Source organism: Nocardioides sp. (genome assembly GCF_035703625.1).
Lineage (GTDB): Bacteria > Actinomycetota > Actinomycetes > Propionibacteriales > Nocardioidaceae > Nocardioides.
In genome coordinates this window covers 1-19,010 of the sequence record NZ_DASSXS010000203.1, presented here as the reverse complement: position 1 = coordinate 19,010, position 19,010 = coordinate 1, and the positions used below count along the sequence as shown (strand labels likewise).

14 protein-coding genes are annotated in these 19,010 nt (G+C 72.1%); 7 read left to right on the top strand and 7 right to left on the bottom strand.

All coding sequences use genetic code 11. From position 1 onward, the window contains the following. Positions 1-5 precede the first annotated feature (5 nt). The 3 genes from VFN12_RS09910 to hutH all read right to left on the bottom strand — a co-directional run bounded on the left by VFN12_RS09910 (position 6) and on the right by hutH (position 4,324). Positions 6-1,022 (bottom strand): M48 family metallopeptidase, encoded by a 1,017-nt coding sequence (locus VFN12_RS09910; RefSeq protein ID WP_325118488.1) that lies wholly within the window; start codon positions 1,020-1,022, stop codon positions 6-8. Between the two features lie 84 nt (positions 1,023-1,106). Further along, positions 1,107-2,768 (bottom strand): urocanate hydratase, encoded by a 1,662-nt coding sequence (gene hutU / locus VFN12_RS09905; protein ID WP_325118487.1) that lies wholly within the window; start codon positions 2,766-2,768, stop codon positions 1,107-1,109. Beyond that, on the bottom strand, positions 2,765-4,324 hold the full coding sequence (hutH, locus tag VFN12_RS09900) for a histidine ammonia-lyase (protein WP_325118486.1): 1,560 nt from the start codon (positions 4,322-4,324) through the stop codon (positions 2,765-2,767). The genes hutU and hutH overlap by 4 nt, the downstream gene beginning before the upstream one ends. Positions 4,325-4,485: 161 nt before the next feature. On the opposite strand from hutH, the gene VFN12_RS09895 reads away from it, so the two are divergent. Then, positions 4,486-5,214 carry a hypothetical protein gene (locus VFN12_RS09895; protein WP_325118485.1) on the top strand — a complete coding sequence of 243 codons (729 nt, stop codon included), beginning with the start codon at positions 4,486-4,488 and terminating at the stop codon, positions 5,212-5,214. 86 nt (positions 5,215-5,300) lie between these two features. Beyond that, complete coding sequence (locus VFN12_RS09890; protein WP_325118484.1) at positions 5,301-6,068, top strand: IclR family transcriptional regulator; 768 nt, start codon at positions 5,301-5,303, stop codon at positions 6,066-6,068. A gap of 63 nt (positions 6,069-6,131) precedes the next feature. Here the strand turns inward: VFN12_RS09890 and VFN12_RS09885 are convergent, their stop codons facing one another. Next, positions 6,132-6,851, bottom strand: a complete 720-nt coding sequence (locus tag VFN12_RS09885) for a nucleotidyltransferase domain-containing protein (RefSeq protein WP_325118483.1) — start codon at positions 6,849-6,851, stop codon at positions 6,132-6,134. Between the two features lie 88 nt (positions 6,852-6,939). Here VFN12_RS09885 and VFN12_RS09880 point away from each other — a divergent pair, with 88 nt between their 5' ends. From VFN12_RS09880 to VFN12_RS09870, 3 genes are read left to right on the top strand one after another with little or no spacing between them, the layout of a single operon-like run. Next, positions 6,940-9,381 (top strand): hypothetical protein, encoded by a 2,442-nt coding sequence (locus VFN12_RS09880; RefSeq protein ID WP_325118482.1) that lies wholly within the window; start codon positions 6,940-6,942, stop codon positions 9,379-9,381. 38 nt (positions 9,382-9,419) lie between these two features. Continuing rightward, the gene (locus tag VFN12_RS09875; protein WP_325118481.1) at positions 9,420-11,672 is read left to right on the top strand and encodes an ATP-binding protein; all 2,253 of its coding nucleotides are present in this window, start codon (positions 9,420-9,422) and stop codon (positions 11,670-11,672) included. After that, positions 11,669-12,319 (top strand): response regulator transcription factor, encoded by a 651-nt coding sequence (locus VFN12_RS09870; protein WP_325118480.1) that lies wholly within the window; start codon positions 11,669-11,671, stop codon positions 12,317-12,319. Before VFN12_RS09875 ends, VFN12_RS09870 begins: the two co-directional genes overlap by 4 nt. A gap of 4 nt (positions 12,320-12,323) precedes the next feature. Here VFN12_RS09870 and VFN12_RS09865 read toward each other — a convergent pair whose 3' ends face one another. Genes VFN12_RS09865 through VFN12_RS09855 form a run of 3 tightly spaced genes read right to left on the bottom strand, consistent with a single transcriptional unit; the run spans position 12,324 to position 15,486 of the window. After that, positions 12,324-13,202 carry an LCP family protein gene (locus VFN12_RS09865; protein WP_325118479.1) on the bottom strand — a complete coding sequence of 293 codons (879 nt, stop codon included), beginning with the start codon at positions 13,200-13,202 and terminating at the stop codon, positions 12,324-12,326. Continuing rightward, positions 13,199-13,795: a hypothetical protein gene (locus VFN12_RS09860; protein ID WP_325118478.1), complete on the bottom strand. Its 597-nt coding sequence runs from the start codon at positions 13,793-13,795 to the stop codon at positions 13,199-13,201. The genes VFN12_RS09865 and VFN12_RS09860 overlap by 4 nt, the downstream gene beginning before the upstream one ends. Positions 13,796-13,824: 29 nt before the next feature. After that, positions 13,825-15,486: a N,N-dimethylformamidase beta subunit family domain-containing protein gene (locus tag VFN12_RS09855; RefSeq protein ID WP_325118477.1), complete on the bottom strand. Its 1,662-nt coding sequence runs from the start codon at positions 15,484-15,486 to the stop codon at positions 13,825-13,827. Between the two features lie 273 nt (positions 15,487-15,759). Here VFN12_RS09855 and ppk2 point away from each other — a divergent pair, with 273 nt between their 5' ends. Then, a complete protein-coding gene (gene ppk2, locus VFN12_RS09850; protein ID WP_325118476.1) occupies positions 15,760-16,617 on the top strand; it encodes a polyphosphate kinase 2 in 858 nt (285 codons plus the stop codon). A 132-nt stretch (positions 16,618-16,749) separates the two neighbouring features. Then, positions 16,750-19,010 (top strand): (Fe-S)-binding protein (locus tag VFN12_RS09845; RefSeq protein ID WP_325118475.1); only part of this gene is annotated, 2,261 nt, incomplete at its 3' end.

Genomic DNA, 19,010 nt, shown 5'->3' with positions numbered 1-19,010 from the left:
TCCGGTCAGTCGGCGCCGTCCCGGCGCAGCTTCTCGTCGAGCCAGAGCCGGGCGCTCCCGACCCACCCCGCAGCGTCGTGGACCAGCTTGCCCACCGCGTCCTGGGTCTGGCGGAACTGCTCGGAGTAGCTGCGCGCCGCCTCGGCCGCAGCCTCGCTGAGCCTGGCGTCGGCGTCGGTGTCACGCCGCGGGTAGTCACCGCCGAGGACGCGGGTGTAGTCACCGGAGTCGACCCAGCGGCGCAGCTCCGCGGCACGCACCACGGCGAACGGGTGGGTGCGGTTCTCGATGAGCAGCAGCTTCAGCACCGAGTCGCGCAGGTCGGCGTCGTCGTACTCCTTGCCCTGGGCGAAGAACGACGTGGCGTCGAGGTCCTCGAGATGGCCGCCGCTGGCGAGCTTCATGTGCACCCGGAACGCCGTGGCGGTGTCCTGGGTCGCGATCAGGCCCGCCCGGTCGGCCGACAGCTCCGCCTTGCGCGACCACTCGTAGAGCGCGGCCACGATCGCGCGGACGCCGAGGCCTCCGAGCGGGATCGCAGTCAGCACCCCGCTGAGCGCCAGCAGCCGCTGGAGCAGCGTCTGGTAGACGGCGTGCCCGCTCATCGCGTGCCCGAGCTCGTGGGCGAGGACGAAGCGGAGCTCGTCGACGTCGAGGAGGTGGACCAGGCCCGAGTTGACGACGATGAACGGCTTGTTCATGCCGATCGTCATCGCGCCCGGTACCGGGTTCGAGGCGACGTACAGCTCGGGCAGCTCCGGCGCGTCCAGGATCCGCGCCACGTCACCGAGCAGGCGGTGCATGCTCGAGAACTGCCGTTCGTCCACCCTGATCGCCGAACCGAGGAACACCAGCCGGACCGCACGCTCGTTGAAGAGACCCGACATCGCCTTGAGCACCGTGTCGAATCCCTTGAGCTTGCGCAGCGCCACCAGGGCGCCCCGGTCGGCCGGATGCTCCCAGGCGCGGGAGCTGATCCCGGTCAGGGTCGCCCGGTACCGCGTCGGCTGCGTGGAGGTCACCGGGCAACCTTGACACGCACGCCACTGCTCCGCGAGGGATTGCCGAAAAGGCCGGCACGCAGCGGGCCGATCCCGAGGGTGGGCTCAGGACTCCTGCATCGGGACCCGGACGCCGCGCTCGGTGGCGACCTCGGACGCCCGTTCGTAGCCCGCGTCCACGTGCCGGATCACGCCCATGCCCGGGTCGTTGGTGAGCACCCGCTCGATCTTCTCCGCCGCGAGCGGCGTGCCGTCGGCGACGCACACCTGGCCGGCGTGGATCGAGCGCCCCATGCCCACACCCCCGCCGTGGTGGATCGACACCCACGACGCCCCCGACGCGGTGTTGACAAGGGCGTTGAGCAGCGCCCAGTCGGCGATCGCGTCGGAGCCGTCGAGCATCCCCTCGGTCTCCCGGTACGGCGATGCCACCGAACCGCAGTCGAGGTGGTCGCGACCGATCACCACCGGCGCCTTCAGCTCACCCGAGGCCACCATCTCGTTGAACCTCAGGCCGGCGAGGTGCCGCTCGCCGTACCCGAGCCAGCAGATGCGCGCCGGCAGGCCCTGGAAGTGCACGCGCTCCCCCGCCATGGTGATCCACTTCCGCAGCCGCTCGTTGGCGGGAAACAGCTCGAGGATCGCCTTGTCGGTGGCGGCGATGTCGGCCGGGTCGCCGGACAGCGCGGCCCAGCGGAACGGGCCCTTGCCCTCGCAGAACAGCGGGCGGATGTAGGCCGGCACGAAGCCGGGGAACTCGAAGGCCCGGTCGTAGCCACCCTTCCTGGCCTCGTCGCGGATCGAGTTGCCGTAGTCGAAGACCTCGGCCCCCCGGTCCTGGAACTCCACCATCGCCCGCACGTGCGTCGCCATCGACTGCTGCGCGCGCTTGGTGAAGCCCACCGGGTCGTCGGTCCGCTCGCGCTCCCAGTCCTCGAACGCGGTGTCGACGGGCAGGTAGAACAAGGGGTCGTGGGCCGAGGTCTGGTCGGTGACGATGTCGACCGGCGCGTCCATCTCCAGCAGCCGGGGCAGCAGCTCCGCGGCGTTGCCCAGCACGCCGATCGAGAGCGGCCGCCGCTCGTCCCGGGCGGACACCGCCATCTCCACGGCCTCCTCGAGCGAGGACGCCTCGACGTCGAGGTAGCGGTGGTCGATCCGGCGCCGGATCCGTGCCTGGTCGCACTCGACGCAGATGACGACGCCGTCGTTCATGGTGACCGCGAGCGGCTGGGCCCCGCCCATGCCGCCCAGGCCGGCGGTGACGGTGATCGTGCCGGCGAGCGTCCCGTCGAACCTCTTGTCGGCGACGGCCGCGAACGTCTCGAAGGTGCCCTGCAGGATCCCCTGGGTGCCGATGTAGATCCACGAGCCGGCGGTCATCTGGCCGTACATCGTCAGGCCGAGGTCCTCGAGCCGGCGGAACTCCTCCCAGTTCGCCCAGTCACCGACCAGGTTGGAGTTGGCGATCAGCACCCGCGGCGCCCAGGGGTGGGTCTTCATCACGCCGACCGGCTTGCCGGACTGGACGAGCATCGTCTCGTCGTCCTCCAGCGTGCGCAGGGTCGCGACGAGGGCGTCGTACGCCTCCCAGCTGCGGGCGGCCCTGCCGGTGCCGCCGTAGACCACGAGGTCCTCGGGGCGCTCGGCGTTCTCGGGGTCGAGGTTGTTCATCAGCATCCGCAGCGGGGCCTCGGTCTGCCACGACTTCGCGGACAGCTCGGTGCCGGTGGCGGCGTGGATGGGCAGGCGGGGGTTGGCGCTCACGAAAGCTCTCCGATCACTTCTTCGACGGCGGTCAGGACGGCGCCCGTGGCGACCAGGCCGACGGAGGCCTCGATCTCGGGCGAGAGGTGGCGGTCGGGGCCGGGTCCCTCGATCCCGGACGACCGCAGCAGGCGTACGACGGCCCGTGAGGCCGGAGAAGGCTCGAGGGGGGCCCGGAGGTCGAGCGCCCGGGCCGCGGTGAGGATCTCGACGGCCACCACCCGGGTCAGCCCGTCGACCGCGCGGCGCAGCTTGCGGGCGGCCGACCAGCCCATCGAGACGTGGTCCTCCTGCATCGCGCTGGAGGGGATCGAGTCGACCGACGCGGGCACCGCCAGCCGCTTCAGCTCGGAGACGACCGCGGCCTGGGTGTACTGCGCGATCATGTGCCCGCTGTCCACACCCGGGTCGCTGGCCAGGAACGGCGGGAGCCCGTGGCTGCGGGCCTTGTCGAGGAACCGGTCGGTGCGCCGTTCCGAGATCGACGCGACGTCGGCCGCGACGATGGCCAGGAAGTCCAGGACGTAGGCCACGGGGGCTCCGTGGAAGTTGCCGTTGGACTCGACCCGCCCCTCCTCGGCCAGCACCACCGGGTTGTCGACCGCCGACGCCAGCTCTCGACCGGCCACCGTCGCGGCGTGCTCGACGGTGTCGCGCGCGGCGCCGTGCACCTGAGGCGAGCAGCGCAGGGAGTAGGCGTCCTGGACCCGGTTGCAGTCGGGGCCGCGGTGCGAGGCGACGACTCCGGAGTCCGCCAGGATAGCGATGAGGTTGGCCGCCGAGAGCGCCTGCCCCGGGTGCGGGCGGATGGCCTGGAGCTCGGGCGCGAACACCCGGTCCGTCCCGAGCTGGGCCTCCACCGACATGGCCGCGGCGACGTCGGCGGTCCGGAGCAGGCGGCGCAGGTCGTGGATCGCGAGCACCAGCATCCCCAGCATGCCGTCAGTGCCGTTGATCAGGGCCAGCCCCTCCTTCGCGACCAGCTCGACCGGGGCGAGCCCGGCCGCACGCAGGGCCTCAGCGGCATCGAGGAGCGACCCGGACGCGTCACGCACCTGGCCCTCGCCCATCAGTGCGAGTGCGCAGTGGGCGAGCGGCGCCAGGTCGCCGGAGCAGCCGAGCGAGCCGTACTCGCGCACCACCGGCGTGATCCCGTGGGTGAGCAGCGCGGCGAGCAGCCGGGCGGTCTCGGGGCGGACACCGGTGTGTCCGGTGGCCAGGGTCGAGAGCCGCAGCAGCATCAGCCCCCGGACCACCTCACGCTCGACCTCGGGCCCGGAGCCGGCTGCGTGCGACCGCACCAGCGACCTCTGGAGCTGGGCCCTCATCTCGGTGGGAATGTGACGGGTCGCCAGCGCGCCGAAGCCGGTCGAGATTCCGTAGGCAGGCGTCGGGGCGGCCGCGAGGTCGTCGACCACGGCGCGGGCGCGCCCGATCGCCGCCAGCGCGTCGTCGGTGAGCACGACGCCGGCCCCGTCGCGGCACACCGCCACGACGTCGTCGAAGGAGACCGGGCCGGTGCCGACGGGAACCTCGGGAGCGGGTGTCGAGACCATGCCTCAATCCAACTCCCGCCCACCGCCCCCCACCAGTGCCGGCCACCGCACGCCGTCTCGGATCCGAGACCCGGTGGCCGCATGAGCCACCCCGGGGTGGGTACGTGGGATCGCAGGAGGGTGCAACACGCGTGCCCTCTGCCAAGAGACTGGAGACGCCCGTGTCAAGCGCAACGATCGTCCTGATCATCGTCATCGCCGTCATCGTCCTCGTCCTGATCGGGCTGGCCGCGTGGATGAGCAACAAGAAGAAGCGCGAGCAGCGCCTGGCGGAGGCGGAGCGCATCCGGCAGGACGCCGCGGCCCACGCAGGCGGGCTCCAGGAGTCGCAGGTCAAGGCCCGCGAGGCCGAGGCACGGGCCGAGCAGGCCCGGCTGCAGGCCCAGCGTGCCGAGGAGGAGGCGGCCCGCGCCCACCAGGGAGTGGCCCAGGAGAAGGCGCTGCACGAGGACAAGCTCCGCGAGGCGGACCGGCTGGACCCGAACGTCGACCACAGGTCCGAGGACTACGACCCCGACACCCGGGCCACCGAGACCGGCGCCCCGGCGTACGACGAGACCGGCCGGGTCGACCCGTCGACCACGGGTACCGCGGGTGCCCCGGCAGCAGCGCCAGGCGCCCACGCTCCCGGCACCCACGCGACCACCGGTACCGGTACCGGTACCCACGCCACCAGCGGCACCCACACGGCCGGCGCCACCGGCGCTGCCGGTACGCCCGATCGGGCCGGCACCGCCGAGACGACCGGCGCGCCCGGAGCGACGGAGACCACCGCGACCCCCGGCACGCACGGGACCACCAGGGTCGACGACGAGGGTCGACCCGTCGACGAGCACGGCCGTCCGGTCGAGGACCCGAGCGAGCCGGGCGGGACGCACCGCGCGCCGTAGTCTGACCTCATGCCGATCGCTCGCGCCGCACCCTCATCGGGGGCGGCGCGACGCTCTCTCCGGGTCATCGCCGCTCCGGAACGTCCATGAGCCAGGTGCCGGCCGCCACCCGGGCGTTGCGAGTGCTCCGGTTCCTGGCCAGCCAGCCCGACCCGGTGCCCCTGGACCGGATCATGCGCGCCGTCGACCTCCCGCGGAGCACGGCCTACCACCTGCTCGGCACCATGGTCGACGAAGGATTCGTCATCCATCTCGTCGAGGAGAAGCGCTACGGCCTCGGGGTCGCGGCCTTCGAGGTCGGCAGCGGCTACTCGCGGCAGGAGCCCCTGCAGCGCATCGCCCGGCGGCTGCTGGCCGGCCTCGTCGACACCACCGGCCACAGCGCCCACCTCGCGGTCCTGCACGGCCGCGACGTGCTGTACGTCGTCGAGGAGCGGGCGCACGGCCGACCCCCGCTGGTGACCGACGTCGGCGTGCGGCTGCCGGCACACCTGACCGCCAGTGGCCGCGCGATCCTCGCCGCGCTGCCCCCGGCGCAGGTGCGAGCCCTCTACCCCGACCGGACCGCGTTCGTCGACCGCCACGGCAAGGGGACCGACACCCTCAGCGCCCTGCGCACCCTGCTCGCCGAGACCCGGCAGCGCGGCTACGCCGTCGAGGACGGTGAGGTGACCCCCGGCTTCGCCAGCGTGGCCGCACCTGTCCTCGACCCCAACGGACACCCCGTCGCCGGGCTCGCCGTCACCTTCCCCACCCCGACCGACGAGGAACCGCCGACGATGGTGGTGCGCCGCGCGGCCGAGGCGCTCACCGCGCGGCTCGGCGGCCGGACGGCCAACGCTCGACAGGTCTGACGCAGTCGGAGCGAGGGCACCGATCGGGAGGCCGAGAAGCGGCCTCGCCCGATGCGGGCGTCTTCACCCCTCGGCCCGGTAGCCCGCCCACAAGCGCCCGCCGACGCTGTCGAGGATCTCCTCGGCGACGAGCAGCAGCTGGTCCGGCGCCTGGTCGAACGCGGCGGCCAGGCCGGCGTGCAGCCGCAGTGCGTACGTCGTCGCGTGGACCGCGTCGTACTCGCGCAGCTCGCGGACCAGCCACTTCGAGGTGCCCCACCAGCGCGCGTCGGCCGCCAGCAGCAACCGGGCCGCGGCCTCCCAGGTCGCGACAGCGATCGCCGCGGTCATCAGCGGCTCCGTGGAGTCGGCCAGGTCGTCGAGCATGTCGGTGAGGCCGTAGCGCATCCAGTCCAGGGTGGCGTCGGACGGCGGACCGGGGCCGGCGGCGAGGACCTCCGCACACTCCTCTGAGAGTGCCGCGCCGCTGCCGTCGACGTCCAGGAGGACCACCCCGCTCGAGATCAGCCGGACGAGCGTCGGCCGGCGACGCTCGAGGTCCTGGGCGATCCATCGCGCCACCGACTCGCGTGTGTGAACGAAGAGCTCGACCGGCCAGCCGTCGTGCACCAGCGACTCCCGGAACGGCGCCGGAGGCCCCGGGAGCAGCACGGTGATGTCGAGGTCGGAGCTGGCAGTGGCCGTGCCCGCGACCACGCTGCCGGCCAGCCAGGCTGCCCTCGCCCCGGGGAAGCGCTCGGCCACGAGCGCCCGCGCCGTGGTCACCGCCTGCTCGAGCTGCATGGGAGGAGTTTGCCGGGTCGCGCCGGCGGAAAGGGTGACTTCGAGACCTGATCCTCGTTGTACCAGCGCATCCAGCCCGAGGAGACCCGTGCGTCCGAACCGAACTCCCCTGCCCCGTCTGCTCTGCGCCTCCGCCGTCGCGGTGGCAGTCGTCGCCACTGCGTTCTCCGTCTCCTCCCCGGGCCACCGGCTCGGCAGCCTGCACGGCGCCTACTCCGCCTCGAAGGACATGGCGGTCTCGGTCCGCGACGACCGCGCGACCAAGAACGCCGTCTCCCGCGCCGGCTCGCTCGGCCAGGCCACCGAGGACCCGACGACCGCGGCCGAGCGTCGCGCCAGCGCCGCCTACGTCGCCGACAACCGCGAGACCCCCGACCCCCCGCTGACCACCACCCCCGTCCGAGAGGCCCGGCAGGCGGTGCCCGAGGACCGGTACGCCATGGCGGGGGGCTGCTACTCGATGGCGGGCCAGCCGATCCGGTTCCAGGCCACCGACCTCGGCTCCTACCTGCTCTACACCCGGGACGAGTCCTTCGTCAGCGCCGACGGGCTGGCCGAGGAGCCGTCGGAGGACGCCGACTGGACGGCGGCCGGTCGCGACGGCCGCTACACCTTCCGGCTCGCCGACGGTCGCTGGCTCACCACCAGCGGTGGCGGCTTCGCCGCAGGCGACCAGGCCCAGCGCTTCTCGCTGAACACGACCACCGGCTGCCCGCGCTACCCCGAGGCCGCGATCGGCGTCTCGGGCGCTCCCTTCTCCGGCACCACCTCCTACCAGGAGGTGCGGGGTTACGTCGACGCCCACACCCACGGCATGGCCTTCGAGTTCCTCGGTGGAGGCGTCCACTGCGGCAAGCCGTGGGACCGGTACGGCGCGCCGTACGCCCTCGTCGACTGCGAGGACCACCGGCAGACCCAGGGCCGCGGCGCGGTGCTCGAGTCGGTCCTCTCCGGCGAGCCCAGCCACGACCCGGTCGGCTGGCCGACGTTCAAGGACTGGCCCGCCCCCAACTCGCTGACCCACGAAGGCACCTACTTCCGCTGGCTCGAGCGGTCCTGGCGCGGCGGGCAGCGGTTGTTCGTGAACCTGCTCGTCGAGAACAACCAGCTCTGCGAGCTCTACCCGCTGCCGCCGCCCCACGAGAAGAACTCCTGCGACGACATGGACTCGGTCCGCCTCCAGGCGAAGCGGATGTACGAGATGCAGGACTACATCGACGCCCAGTTCGGCGGTCCCGGCGAGGGCTTCTACCGGATCGTGAAGAGCCCGTGGCAGGCCCGCCGGGTGATCAACGCCGGGAAGCTGGCCGTGGTGATGGGGATCGAGACGAGCGTGCCCTTCGGGTGCACGTCCCACCCGGCCAAGCCGACCTGCGACCCGGCGTCGATCGAGGCGCAGCTGGACGAGGTGCACGACCTCGGCGTGCGGCAGATGGAGCTGGTCAACAAGTTCGACAACGCCCTCTCCGGTGTGGCCGGCGACAACGGCGAGGTGGGGGTCGCGGTCAACTCCGCCAACTTCCGCGAGACCAACTCGTTCTGGGACATGCGGCACTGCGAGCCGGAGCACCCCGACGCCCACGACAAGAACCAGCTCGCGGCGCCCGAGATCAGCGCCGACCAGCAGGACGCCCTGTTCGGCGCGATCGGTGAGCTCTTCGGGGCGACCGGGACCGCCCTGCCGGTCTACCCGCCGCCGGACCACTGCAACGAGCGCGGCCTGACGACCCTGGGCGAGCAGACCATCGCCGGACTCGCCGAGCGCCACATGCTCTTCGACCCCGACCACATGAGCGTCAAGGCGCGCAACGCCGCTCTCGACCAGGTCGAGGAGATGGGCTACCCAGGGATCCTGTCCAGCCACTCCTGGTCGACCGAGGACGCCTACCCCCGGATCTACGAGCTCGGCGGCTACATCGCGCCGTACGCCGGCGACTCGACCGGCTTCGTCGAGAAGTGGCGCGCCCACCTCGGCTGGGCCGACTCGCGCTACTACTTCGGTTTCGGGTACGGCGCCGACATGAACGGCCTCGGCGCCCAGGGAGACCCCCGCGGCACCGACGTCTCCAACCCGGTGACCTACCCCTTCACCGGCCTCGGCGGTGTCACCATCGACCAGCAGGTCGCCGGGGAGCGGGTCTACGACATCAACGCCGACGGCGTGGCGCAGTACGGCCTCTACCCCGACTGGATCGAGGACCTGCGGATGGTCGCGGGCGGGTCAGAGGGCGACGCGATCGTCGAGGACATGGCGCGCGGCGCCGAGGCCTACCTGCAGACGTGGGAGCGGGCCGAGGGCATCGCGCCCGACTCCTGCCGCAACCCCGAGCTCCGCAAGCGCGAGTCGGCGGTCCAGGACCTGATCGACGTCGGCATGACCACGCGCCAGGTCATGGAGGCCGTGGGCCAGCCCTACACCCGGCTCGGGCACGCCTTCACGTTCTGCGCGAGGACGGCGGCCGAGCCGGAGGTCCGGATGCGGGTCACGTTCGACGACGGCGGCAGGGTGACGGGCATTTCGCGAGCCTGACCCCCGGCGGCCCCTGCGGGGTGCACGATGGTCGCACGATGTCGCGCACCGGCAGGGTCCTCGTGGTCCTCGCGGCCTGGGTCCTCCCGGTCGCGTGGGTGACCGGCGCCCTCCTCGCGGGGCCGTCGGACGGCACGGTCATCTCCTCCTCGGCCCTCGACGACGCCGGCCGCTGGGGCAGCACCGTCACGGTGGTCGACGTCGTCGGGGACGGTCCGCTGCAACCCGGTGACGTGGTCCGGTCCATCGACGGCCGACCCGTCGGCGACTGGGTGACCGGCGACGCCTCGGCGGAACGCGCCATCGGCGAACCGGTGACCTACGAGATCATCCGGGCCGCGCCCGACCTCGACCGGAACCTGGACGTGGAGGTCACCCTCGTCCGCTACCCCGTCGAGGCCGCCGGCCGTCATGCGGCGACCCTGATCGCCTTCGCCCTGCTGCTCGCCGCCGCCACCGTCGTGTTCTGGCGGCGACCCGACGGAACCGCCCAACGGGCGTTCCTCGCGGCGGCCGCGCTCCTCCCCGCCTGGCTCACCACGTCCGCGTTCGGGCCGGGCGTGATCGACCTCGCCGGGTCGCGAGGCACCTGGCCGACGTTGGTGGGAGGGCTCCTGTTCGCGCTCGGCCTCGGGGCTGCCGCCGTCGCCGCGGTCACGCTGGCGCGCCCTGACCAGGCTCACCGGCCGCGCGTGGCGTTCCTGCTGGTGTGTGCGGCACTCCCGTTCGTGGGGTACGCCGGCTGGCTGCTCGGGCCGGCGCGGGCCATGTCCACCGAGGCGGCGCGGCTGCAGGCCCAGGTGACCGTGACGTCGCCCGCCCTGGTGGTGGCCCTGCCGACCGTGGTCGCCCTGCTGTGCTGGCGCTACGCGCGCAGCGACGACCGCAGCACCACGCTGGCCACCCGCCTCGCGCTCATCGGGATCCTCGGGGGCGTCGTGGCCCGGACGCTGCTCGGCGACCTGCCCGAGCGCCTGACCGGGGATCCCTTGCTGCCGTGGGACGTGCTCGTCCTGCTGATCACGCCGGCCGTGCTGGGCTGCCTGGTGGTGGCGGTGGACGGCTCCCGGCTCGACGAGGTGGAGCCGACCGTGCGTCGCGCCGTCGTCCAGGCGCTCGCGGCCGGTCTGGTCGCCACCTCGTTCGTCGCCGTCGCCGCGGCGGTCGGACAGGCCTCCGAGATCGGGTTCCGGTCGCTCCTCGCCGGCGGCGTCCTCGCCCTGCTCGTGCTCCCGCTGGCGGTGGCCCTGCAACGCCTGCTCCGCCGGGCGGTCTACGGGGACCGTGAGTTCCCGCAGCGGGTCGTGTCCGACCTGCGCCGGCTCGGGACCACGTCGGCACCCGACGCCACCCTCACCGAGACCTTGTCCCTGCTGGCCCGGCGCCTCCGACTGTCCTACGCCGCCATCGACGTGCGGGGGGCGGCGGGATCCGGACCCATGCACGTCGCCATCGGCGAGAGCCGGGGGAACCCCGTCACCGTCGAGCTCGTCGCGGGGGGTGCCGACCTCGGGCGGCTGCGGCTCGAGGTGGACCCGCAGCGCGATCCGTTCGGTCCGGGCGACCGTCGCCTGCTCGAGGACGTGGGCGTGCAGGTGGGTGCGCTGGTGCAGGCCGTGCTGGCCAACCGGGAGCTCCAGCGCTCCCGGCAGCGGCTGGTCACCGCCCGCGAGGAGGAGCGCCGGCGGCTGCGCCGCGATCTCCACGACGGGCTCGGACCGGCACTCGCCACCCTCGCCATGCGCCTGGAGTCCGTCTCCGACCTGATCGACCAGGATCCCGCCGGGGCGGCGGAGCTGGCCGACTCCCTGTCGGAGCAGGCGCGCGCCGAGATCCTCGAGGTACGGCGACTCGTCGACGGGCTGCGCCCGCCCGCCCTGGACCAGCTCGGGCTGGTGTCCTCTCTGCGGCAGCGCGCGCAGGAACACCACGTGCCGGGTGCGACCGGGAGCCGGATGACCTGGACGGTCGAGGCCGGCGACGACGTCGAGCCGCTGCCCGCGGCGGTCGAGGTGGCGGCGTACCGCATCGCGCTGGAGGCCGTCACCAACGCCCTGCGCCACAGCGGGGCGGAGCAGTGCACCGTGTCCCTCCAGCGCGAGGACGGCACGCTGCGGCTCCGGGTCCGCGACACCGGCCGTGGTCTGGCGGCGGACCCGGGCGCTGGTGTAGGCCTGACCTCCATGAGAGAGCGAGCCGAGGAGCTCGGCGGCACCTGCACCGTCACGTCGAGTGACACAGGCACGGTGGTCGAGGTCCGTCTGCCGCTCTCCGGGGAGGGGGGAACATGAACGCAGAAGCCGTGCGCGTGCTGGTCGTGGACGACCATGACGAGTTCCGCAAGGGACTCGAGGCCCTGCTCGGGGCGGCCGACGGACTCGAGGTGGTCGGCAGCGCAGCCGATGGTGCCCGCGCGGTCGACCTGGCTCTGGGCCTGCAGCCCGACATCGTCCTCATGGACCTGCAGATGCCGCGACTCAACGGGGTCGAGGCCACCGGGCGGATCGTCGCCTCCTCCCCCCACATCAGCGTGATCGTCCTGTCGATGATGGACGACGAGGACTCCGTGTTCGCAGCCGTGCGGGCGGGAGCCCGGGGCTACCTCCTCAAGGGCGCCCGTCGCCAGGAGATCGTGCGGGCGATCGAGGCCGTCGGCGCCGGCGAGGTCATCTTCGGACCCGGCATCGCGGACCGGATGATGACCTACTTCCGGGGGCTGCGCGCGCGGCCGGCGGCCGAGGTGTTCCCCGAGCTCACCGAACGGGAGCGGGTGGTCCTCGGCCGGATCGCCGACGGCCTCGACAACGGCGAGATCGCCCGGGAGCTCGGGTTGTCGGTCAAGACGGTGCGCAACCACGCGAGCAACATCTTCGCCAAGCTGCAGGTGGCCCACCGCGCCCAGGCGATCGTGCGGGCGCGTGAGGCGGGGCTGGGGTGACGCCCTAGCCCTGGCAGTCGGGGTCGAGCGTGGCGTCCTTGTCCGCGTCGCGACCGAGCCGCCGGGCGAGCTCCTCGTCGGCGCGGATCACCTGAGCGTCGCCGCTGGTGGTGAACGGCGTGCCACCCACCAGACACCCGGTCACCTTGGCCGGGTCGACCTGGGTGATGGCCTGCGCCAGGCGGTAGAGATCCGTGGGGGCAAGCTCCGTCTCCAGCCCCGCCAGGGCCGAGAGCGTGACGTCCTCCATGAAGCCGGTCTCGTCCTCGCGCGCCCGAAGGCTGCGGAGGTAGCCGAGGAGCAGGGCCTGCTGGTTGGCCATGCGGTCGAAGTCGTCATCGGGCAGGTTGTCGCGGCTGCTCGCGAAGTCGAGCGCCTGCTCGCCGTTGAAGCTGTTGAGCCCGCGCTCGACGGTCCGGCCCTGGTCGGTCTCGAACGCGAGCGGCGAGCGGACCTCCACCTCGCCCACCGTCTCGGTCATCGCCAGGAACCCCTCGAAACCAGTGACCAGCACGAAGTCCGGGTCTACGCCGACGAGGTCGCCGACCGCGCGCGCCGCCAGGTCGGGCCCTCCCTTCGACCACGCCTCGTTGATCCTGGCGAGACCACCCGGGAGCCTGACCCACGAGTCACGGGGAATGCCGATGCCGGAGGCGGCTCCGCTCGCGGTGTCGAACGCGAGCATCTCGATCGCGTCGGTATCACCCTCGGCGTCGCGGCCGAGCACCAGGACCCACACCACGCCGTCCTCGAAGTCGACACTCTTGGCCGTCTCGACCCGGTTCAGGCTGAGGGTGGTCGGGTGGACGGACGAGGCCGGCACGGCCAGCGCCAACAGCACGAGCAGGGGCGCCGTCCTGGCGAGCATCCGGAAGCCGGTCACGGCGTCACCTCTGCATCGACGGCCTCGCCCGTGTCGGTGACGACGTCGTACCCGTAGACGGACCAGACGTCGTCCTCCTCGATCAGCAAGATCCGGCCGCGCATGCCCAGGCGCCGCTCGTCACCGCCGACAGTCGCCTCGAATGCGAAGCGGACGGACGCCGAGGCGCCGACGATGTCGGAGCCGTCGACGACGAACGAGAGGTTGGCGTCGAGCCTGGTCGCGCGGACTGCTTCGGCGGACCTGAGGCTGTTGGCCGTCAGCTGGTTGATGTCGCGCACCGCGTCCCTGGCCAGGTTCCCCGTGAACGCCTCGAAGGAACCCACGAAGTCCTCGCGCGGGTAGTCGCCGAGGAACGCCCCCACCACGTAGTCCGACAGCACGTCCCCGACCTCTGACTCCGCAGCGGCCCGCGCCTCGGGGTCCAGGGAGCCGGCGACGTGGACGGTGCGCACCCGCAGGGCCACCGACTCCGACGGGGACGGAGGGCCCTCTCCGGCGGGGGGTTCCGGGGTGCAGCCGGAGAGCGCCAGGGAGACCAGCAACAGCGCTGTCCCGGTCGCGCGACGGGCCCCTCCGCCGGTTCCGGCCATGCGCCCCATCATGTCGGATCACCACAACTTCAGCTGGCCGACACCGCGTTGTGCGGGGAAAGGTCGAATTCCTGAACGTTGTCCCGAGCCGGGTGCCGGCGTGCCGCGGGACCGGCCGCGAACCCGCGCAGCACGTTGCCGGTCACGACCTCGACGAAGCGCGCGGTCCTGGCGCCCAGGGGTCGCTCGCACCGGTCCACCATCGCGCACCCCCAGCGCAGGGTGCCCGCGTTGAAGACGCCCGCGCCCGACGGGGCGGTGTAGTAGACGGACTCCGCGGCGGTGCTCACGCCACCGCAGGAGTACGGCGAGTGACTGAGGATCTGCATCGGACGCGGGAGCGAGCCGGTCGGGTACACCCGGTCGGCCTCCGGCCCGACCAGCCCGGGGATCCGGTCACCACGCGTGACGCCGGCTCCGCGGAAGCCCCACCAACCGGGCGAGGCGACGACGTAGTCGGTGTCCACCGGGTAGCACTCGTACATCATCCCGGTGAGCTCCTGCTCCGGGTTGGGCATCGGAGCGTCGCGGAAGCGCGCCGTGGCCTCGCGGGGCCGTTCCTCGCGCTCGGGGTCGAGGCCGGCGTCCGACCGGTACCCGACGACCAGGCGGGCGGCACCGGTCGCCGCGTCCGCCAGCCGCACCCTCCAGTACATCGTGTTGGCTCCGAAGAAGGCGAGGTTCGTCCCGGCGTCGCGCGCCTCGGTGACGGCCGACCGCATCGTCGTCGTCCAGTACTCGTCGTGCCCCATCGAGACATACCCTCGTGCGCCCTCGAGCAGGCCGGCCGTCGTGTGGAGGTCCACGTTGGTGTAGTAGGACAGCGGGATGCCGAGCTGCTCGGCCCGCACGATGATCGGCACCGCCGCCGTGCGGTAGTCGTTGGCTCCGGTCGCTCCGTTGTAGGGCCGGTCGAAGCTCACCGCCCAGCTGCGTCGGTCGGCGTCCGGACCGTCGTACAGGCTGTAGCCGCCCCATTCGTTGTAGGCCTGCCAGGTCGTGATCGGGGCGACGAGGGCGACCGTGCCCGCGGCCGACGGCGAGGACACGACGTAGGGAACGAGCACCTCGTGGCCCTGCCCGGTGCGCAGCTTGAAGACGTAGAACCCCGGCTCCCAGCCGTCGGTGTCGACGGTGAGGTCGCGCCGCCAGGGCGCGACGACCGTGCGGGTCGAGGCCGGACGCATGACGGGCGCCGCCTGCTCCCGGCCCTCGAGGAGGCCGGAGTGCCAGACCTCGAGACCGGTGCCGCCGTCGTAGGCACCCAGCCGGTAGGCGATCACCCGGTAGCGGGACGCAGACGTCGACACCTTGAGCCCCACTCGGGTCCCGGCCGGTCCGCTGGCGGTGGTGGAGTACCCGGCGATGCGTCCGGCCGCCGGTCGCCTCGCCCGCCACTCCTCGCTGCCCGTCTCCGCGCCCCTCGCCGCAGCCAGCGCCGCTTCGCGAGGGGCGGCCGGGGCCGAGGGACCGCCGCTGTCCGACTCGACCGGGGACGGTGACGCGGTCACCGGCCCCGGTCCCCCGTCGTCGGAGCGAGGGCCCTTCCCCCCGGCGGCCCCGGCCGCCCGGTCCATGGAGGCGGGCGAGGTGGCCGCGCACCCGGTCAGCACCAGCCCTGTCGCCAGGCACACCGCGAGCCCGGCTACGACGATTCCGGTCGGCCGTGCCGGCCTGGTCGTGGTCCTCATCGCCCTGTTCCTCCCTCCAGTGGCACCCACTGCGGCGCCTCTGATGGCAGGGTTCGACGAGTGCGTGTCCCGCCGCCTGAGGCCGATGTCCCGTGCGGCCGGGAGGTAGCGGCTGGGCGTCCCGGGACCAGGGACGGTCGTCCCGGGAGGTGTTCCGATCCGGGCCGCCGGTCCCGGCGTGCGTCCCGACGGCCGGCCGGCGAGGACGAGCGTGTCCGTCTCCTGCCGTGAGGCCCCCTTGCCCGACCGCCTCCATCAGGGGACCGTGGTGACATGGCCGCGACGACGCCCCCGGCAGGGGCGAATGACGCAACCCCGGCCGCGCGCCACCGGAACCCCGACGACTACACGCACAGGGGCCGGTTGAAGGCCCGGGTCTACGAGCGCGAGATGGAGCGGCTCCAGGAGCAGCTCGTGCTGCTGCAGTACTGGATCCAGCGGCAGGGGCTCCGGGTGCTGGTGATCTTCGAGGGCCGCGGCTCGGCGGGCAAGGGTGGCGTCATCAAGCGGATCACCGAGCGCACCAGCCCACGAACGGTGCGGGTGGTGGCCCTCCCCAAGCCCACCGAGCGGCAGCAGACGCAGTGGTACTTCCAGCGGTACGTCGAGCACCTTCCGGCCGCCGGCGAGATGGTCCTCTTCGACCGCAGCTGGTACAACCGCTCGAACGTCGAGTGGGTGATGGGGTACTGCACCGAGGAGGAGCACCAGGAGTTCCTGCGCAGCTGTCCCGAGTTCGAGCGGATGCTGGTCCGCTCAGGGATCGTCGTGCTGAAGTACTGGTTCTCGGTCTCCTACGAGGAGCAGCGCCGTCGGTTCGAGGACCGCAACGCCGAGCCCCTGAAACGATGGAAGCTCTCGGCCATGGACCTCGCCGAGCACGAGCTCTACGTCAAGTACTCCATGGCCAAGGACGTCACCTTCCAGTACACCGACATCAAGCAAGCGCCCTGGTACGTCGTCCCGTCCGACGACAAGCGGGCAGCACGCCTGAACTGCATCTCCCACCTGCTCAGCCGGTTCGACTACCAGGACGTCTCACCGGACGTGGTGACGCTGCCGACGATGCTGGAGCTCCCCTACGTGCGACCGCCGATGCACGAGCAGACCTTCGTGCCGCAGCGGTACTGACCACCTCGGGAACCGAGAAGTTACCCGCAGGTAGGATCTCGCGGGACGGCGGACGGCTGACGCTCTCCGCGCAGACCAATAGGCTCGCGTCGCGACGGCGCGGACCGGCGGCCTGGCAGATTGGAATGGCTTGTGACTCTGACACTCATCATCGGGCTGGCGATGACCGCGGTGGCCCTCACCTTCGCCGGGCGGCGCGCGGCCTACCTGTACCGCCTGATCGCGAGCGGGCAGCCCGCGCCCGACCGGGTGGCCGGGGTCACCGGCCGCATCGGCCGGGCGGTGCGGACCCAGCTCGTGGAGGTGTTCGGCCAGCGCAAGCTGCTCAAGTGGTCGGTACCGGGCGCGGCGCACTTCTTCGTCTTCTGGGCGTTCGTGATCCTCGGCAGCGTCTACGTCGAGGCCTACGGCGCCCTCTTCGACCCCTCGTTCGCCATCCCGGTCATCGGCACCTGGCCGATCGTCGGGTTCGCCCAGGACTTCATCGCCGTGATGTGTCTGTTCGGCATCGTCACCTTCGCCGCCCTCCGGATCCAGCAGTCGCCGCAACGGCTGGGCCGCAGGTCCCGGTTCTCCCGGTCGCACACCGGCGGCGCCTGGCTGGTGCTGTTCATGATCTTCAACGTCCTCTGGACGCTGTTCTTCTTCCGCAGCGCCGCCTCGGCCCTGGGCAACCTGCCCTACGACAGCGGCGCCTTCGTCTCGATCGGGCTCGGCAACCTCATCGACGGCCTGCCCCACGACACCCTCGAGGTGATGGAGCATCTCGGACTGCTCCTGCACATCGGCGTGATGCTGGTCTTCCTGATCGACGTGCTCCACTCCAAGCACCTGCACATCTTCCTGGCACCGCTCAACGTCCTGTTCAAGCGCCAGCCGGTCGCCCTCGGCTCGGCCAAGCCGCTCATGAACGCCGGCAAGCCGGTCACCCTCGACGACATCGACGACCTCGACGAGGACGACACGCTCGGCGTGGGCTCGATCGAGGACTTCAGCTGGAAGGGCCTGCTCGATTTCAACACCTGCACCGAGTGCGGGCGATGCCAGGACCAGTGCCCCGCCTGGAACACCGACAAGCCCCTGTCCCCCAAGCTGATGATCATGGCCCTGCGCGACCACGCCATGGCCAAGGGCCCCTACTCCCTGGCCCCCGACGACAAGCGCGCCGCGCTGCTGGAAGGCAGCGACACCCTGGTCAAGGAGGCCGAGCGGCCGCTGGTCGGCGACACGGGCGACGACTGGTTCTACATGCCCGAGGACGGCTCGGGCGTGATCGACCCCGACGTCCTGTGGTCCTGCGTGACCTGCGGCGCCTGCGTCCAGCAGTGCCCGGTCGACATCGAGCACGTCGACCACATCGTCGACATGCGCCGCTACCAGGTGCTGGTGGAGTCCAACTTCCCGGCGGAGCTCAACCAGCTCTTCAAGGGCATGGAGAACAAGGGCAACCCGTGGAACCTGTCGGCCTCCGCGCGGCTCGACTGGGCCAAGGACCTGCCCTTCGAGGTGAAGGTCGTCGGTGCTCCGTCCGACCAGGGCGGCATCGAGTCGCTGGACGAGGTCGACTGGCTGTTCTGGGTGGGCTGCGCCGGTGCCTACGAGGACCGTGCGAAGAAGACGACCCGCGCCGTGGCCGAGCTGCTCGACATGGCCGGCGTCTCGTTCGGTGTGCTCGGCAGCGGCGAGACCTGTACCGGCGACTCGGCCCGTCGTGCCGGCAACGAGTTCCTGTTCCAGGGACTCGCCCAGCAGAACGTCGAGACGTTCAAGGAGCACAAGGCCAGGAAGGTCGTCTCGACCTGCGCCCACTGCTTCAACACGCTGAAGAACGAGTACCGGGAGTTCGGCATCGAGCTCGAGGTCGTGCACCACACCCAGCTCCTCAACCGGCTGGTCCGCGAGGGCAAGCTGACTCCCGTCGCCGAGGGCGCCGGAGCTGCCAAGCGCTCGATCACCTACCACGACCCGTGCTACATCGGCCGCCACAACCAGGTCTACGAGCCGCCGCGCGAGCTCCTGCAGGTCATGCCCGGAGCCGAGTTCACGGAGATGCCCCGCAACTCCGAGCGTTCCTTCTGCTGTGGCGCCGGTGGGGCGCGGATGTGGATGGAGGAGAACCTCGGTTCGCGGATCAACGTCAACCGCACCAAGGAGGCGGTCGCCACCGGTGCCGACCAGATCGCCGTCGGTTGCCCGTTCTGCCGGGTGATGCTCTCCGACGGGCTGACCGCCGAGCAGGCCGACGGCAACGCCCGGGCCGAGGTCGAGGTCCTCGACGTGGCACAGATGCTGCTCGCCTCGGTCAAGGGCGAGTCCGCCACCAAGGCGAGGAAGGCGGCGTCGAACGGAGCGCCGGCGGCTGCGCCCGCCGGGTCGAAGGACGACGAGGCGAC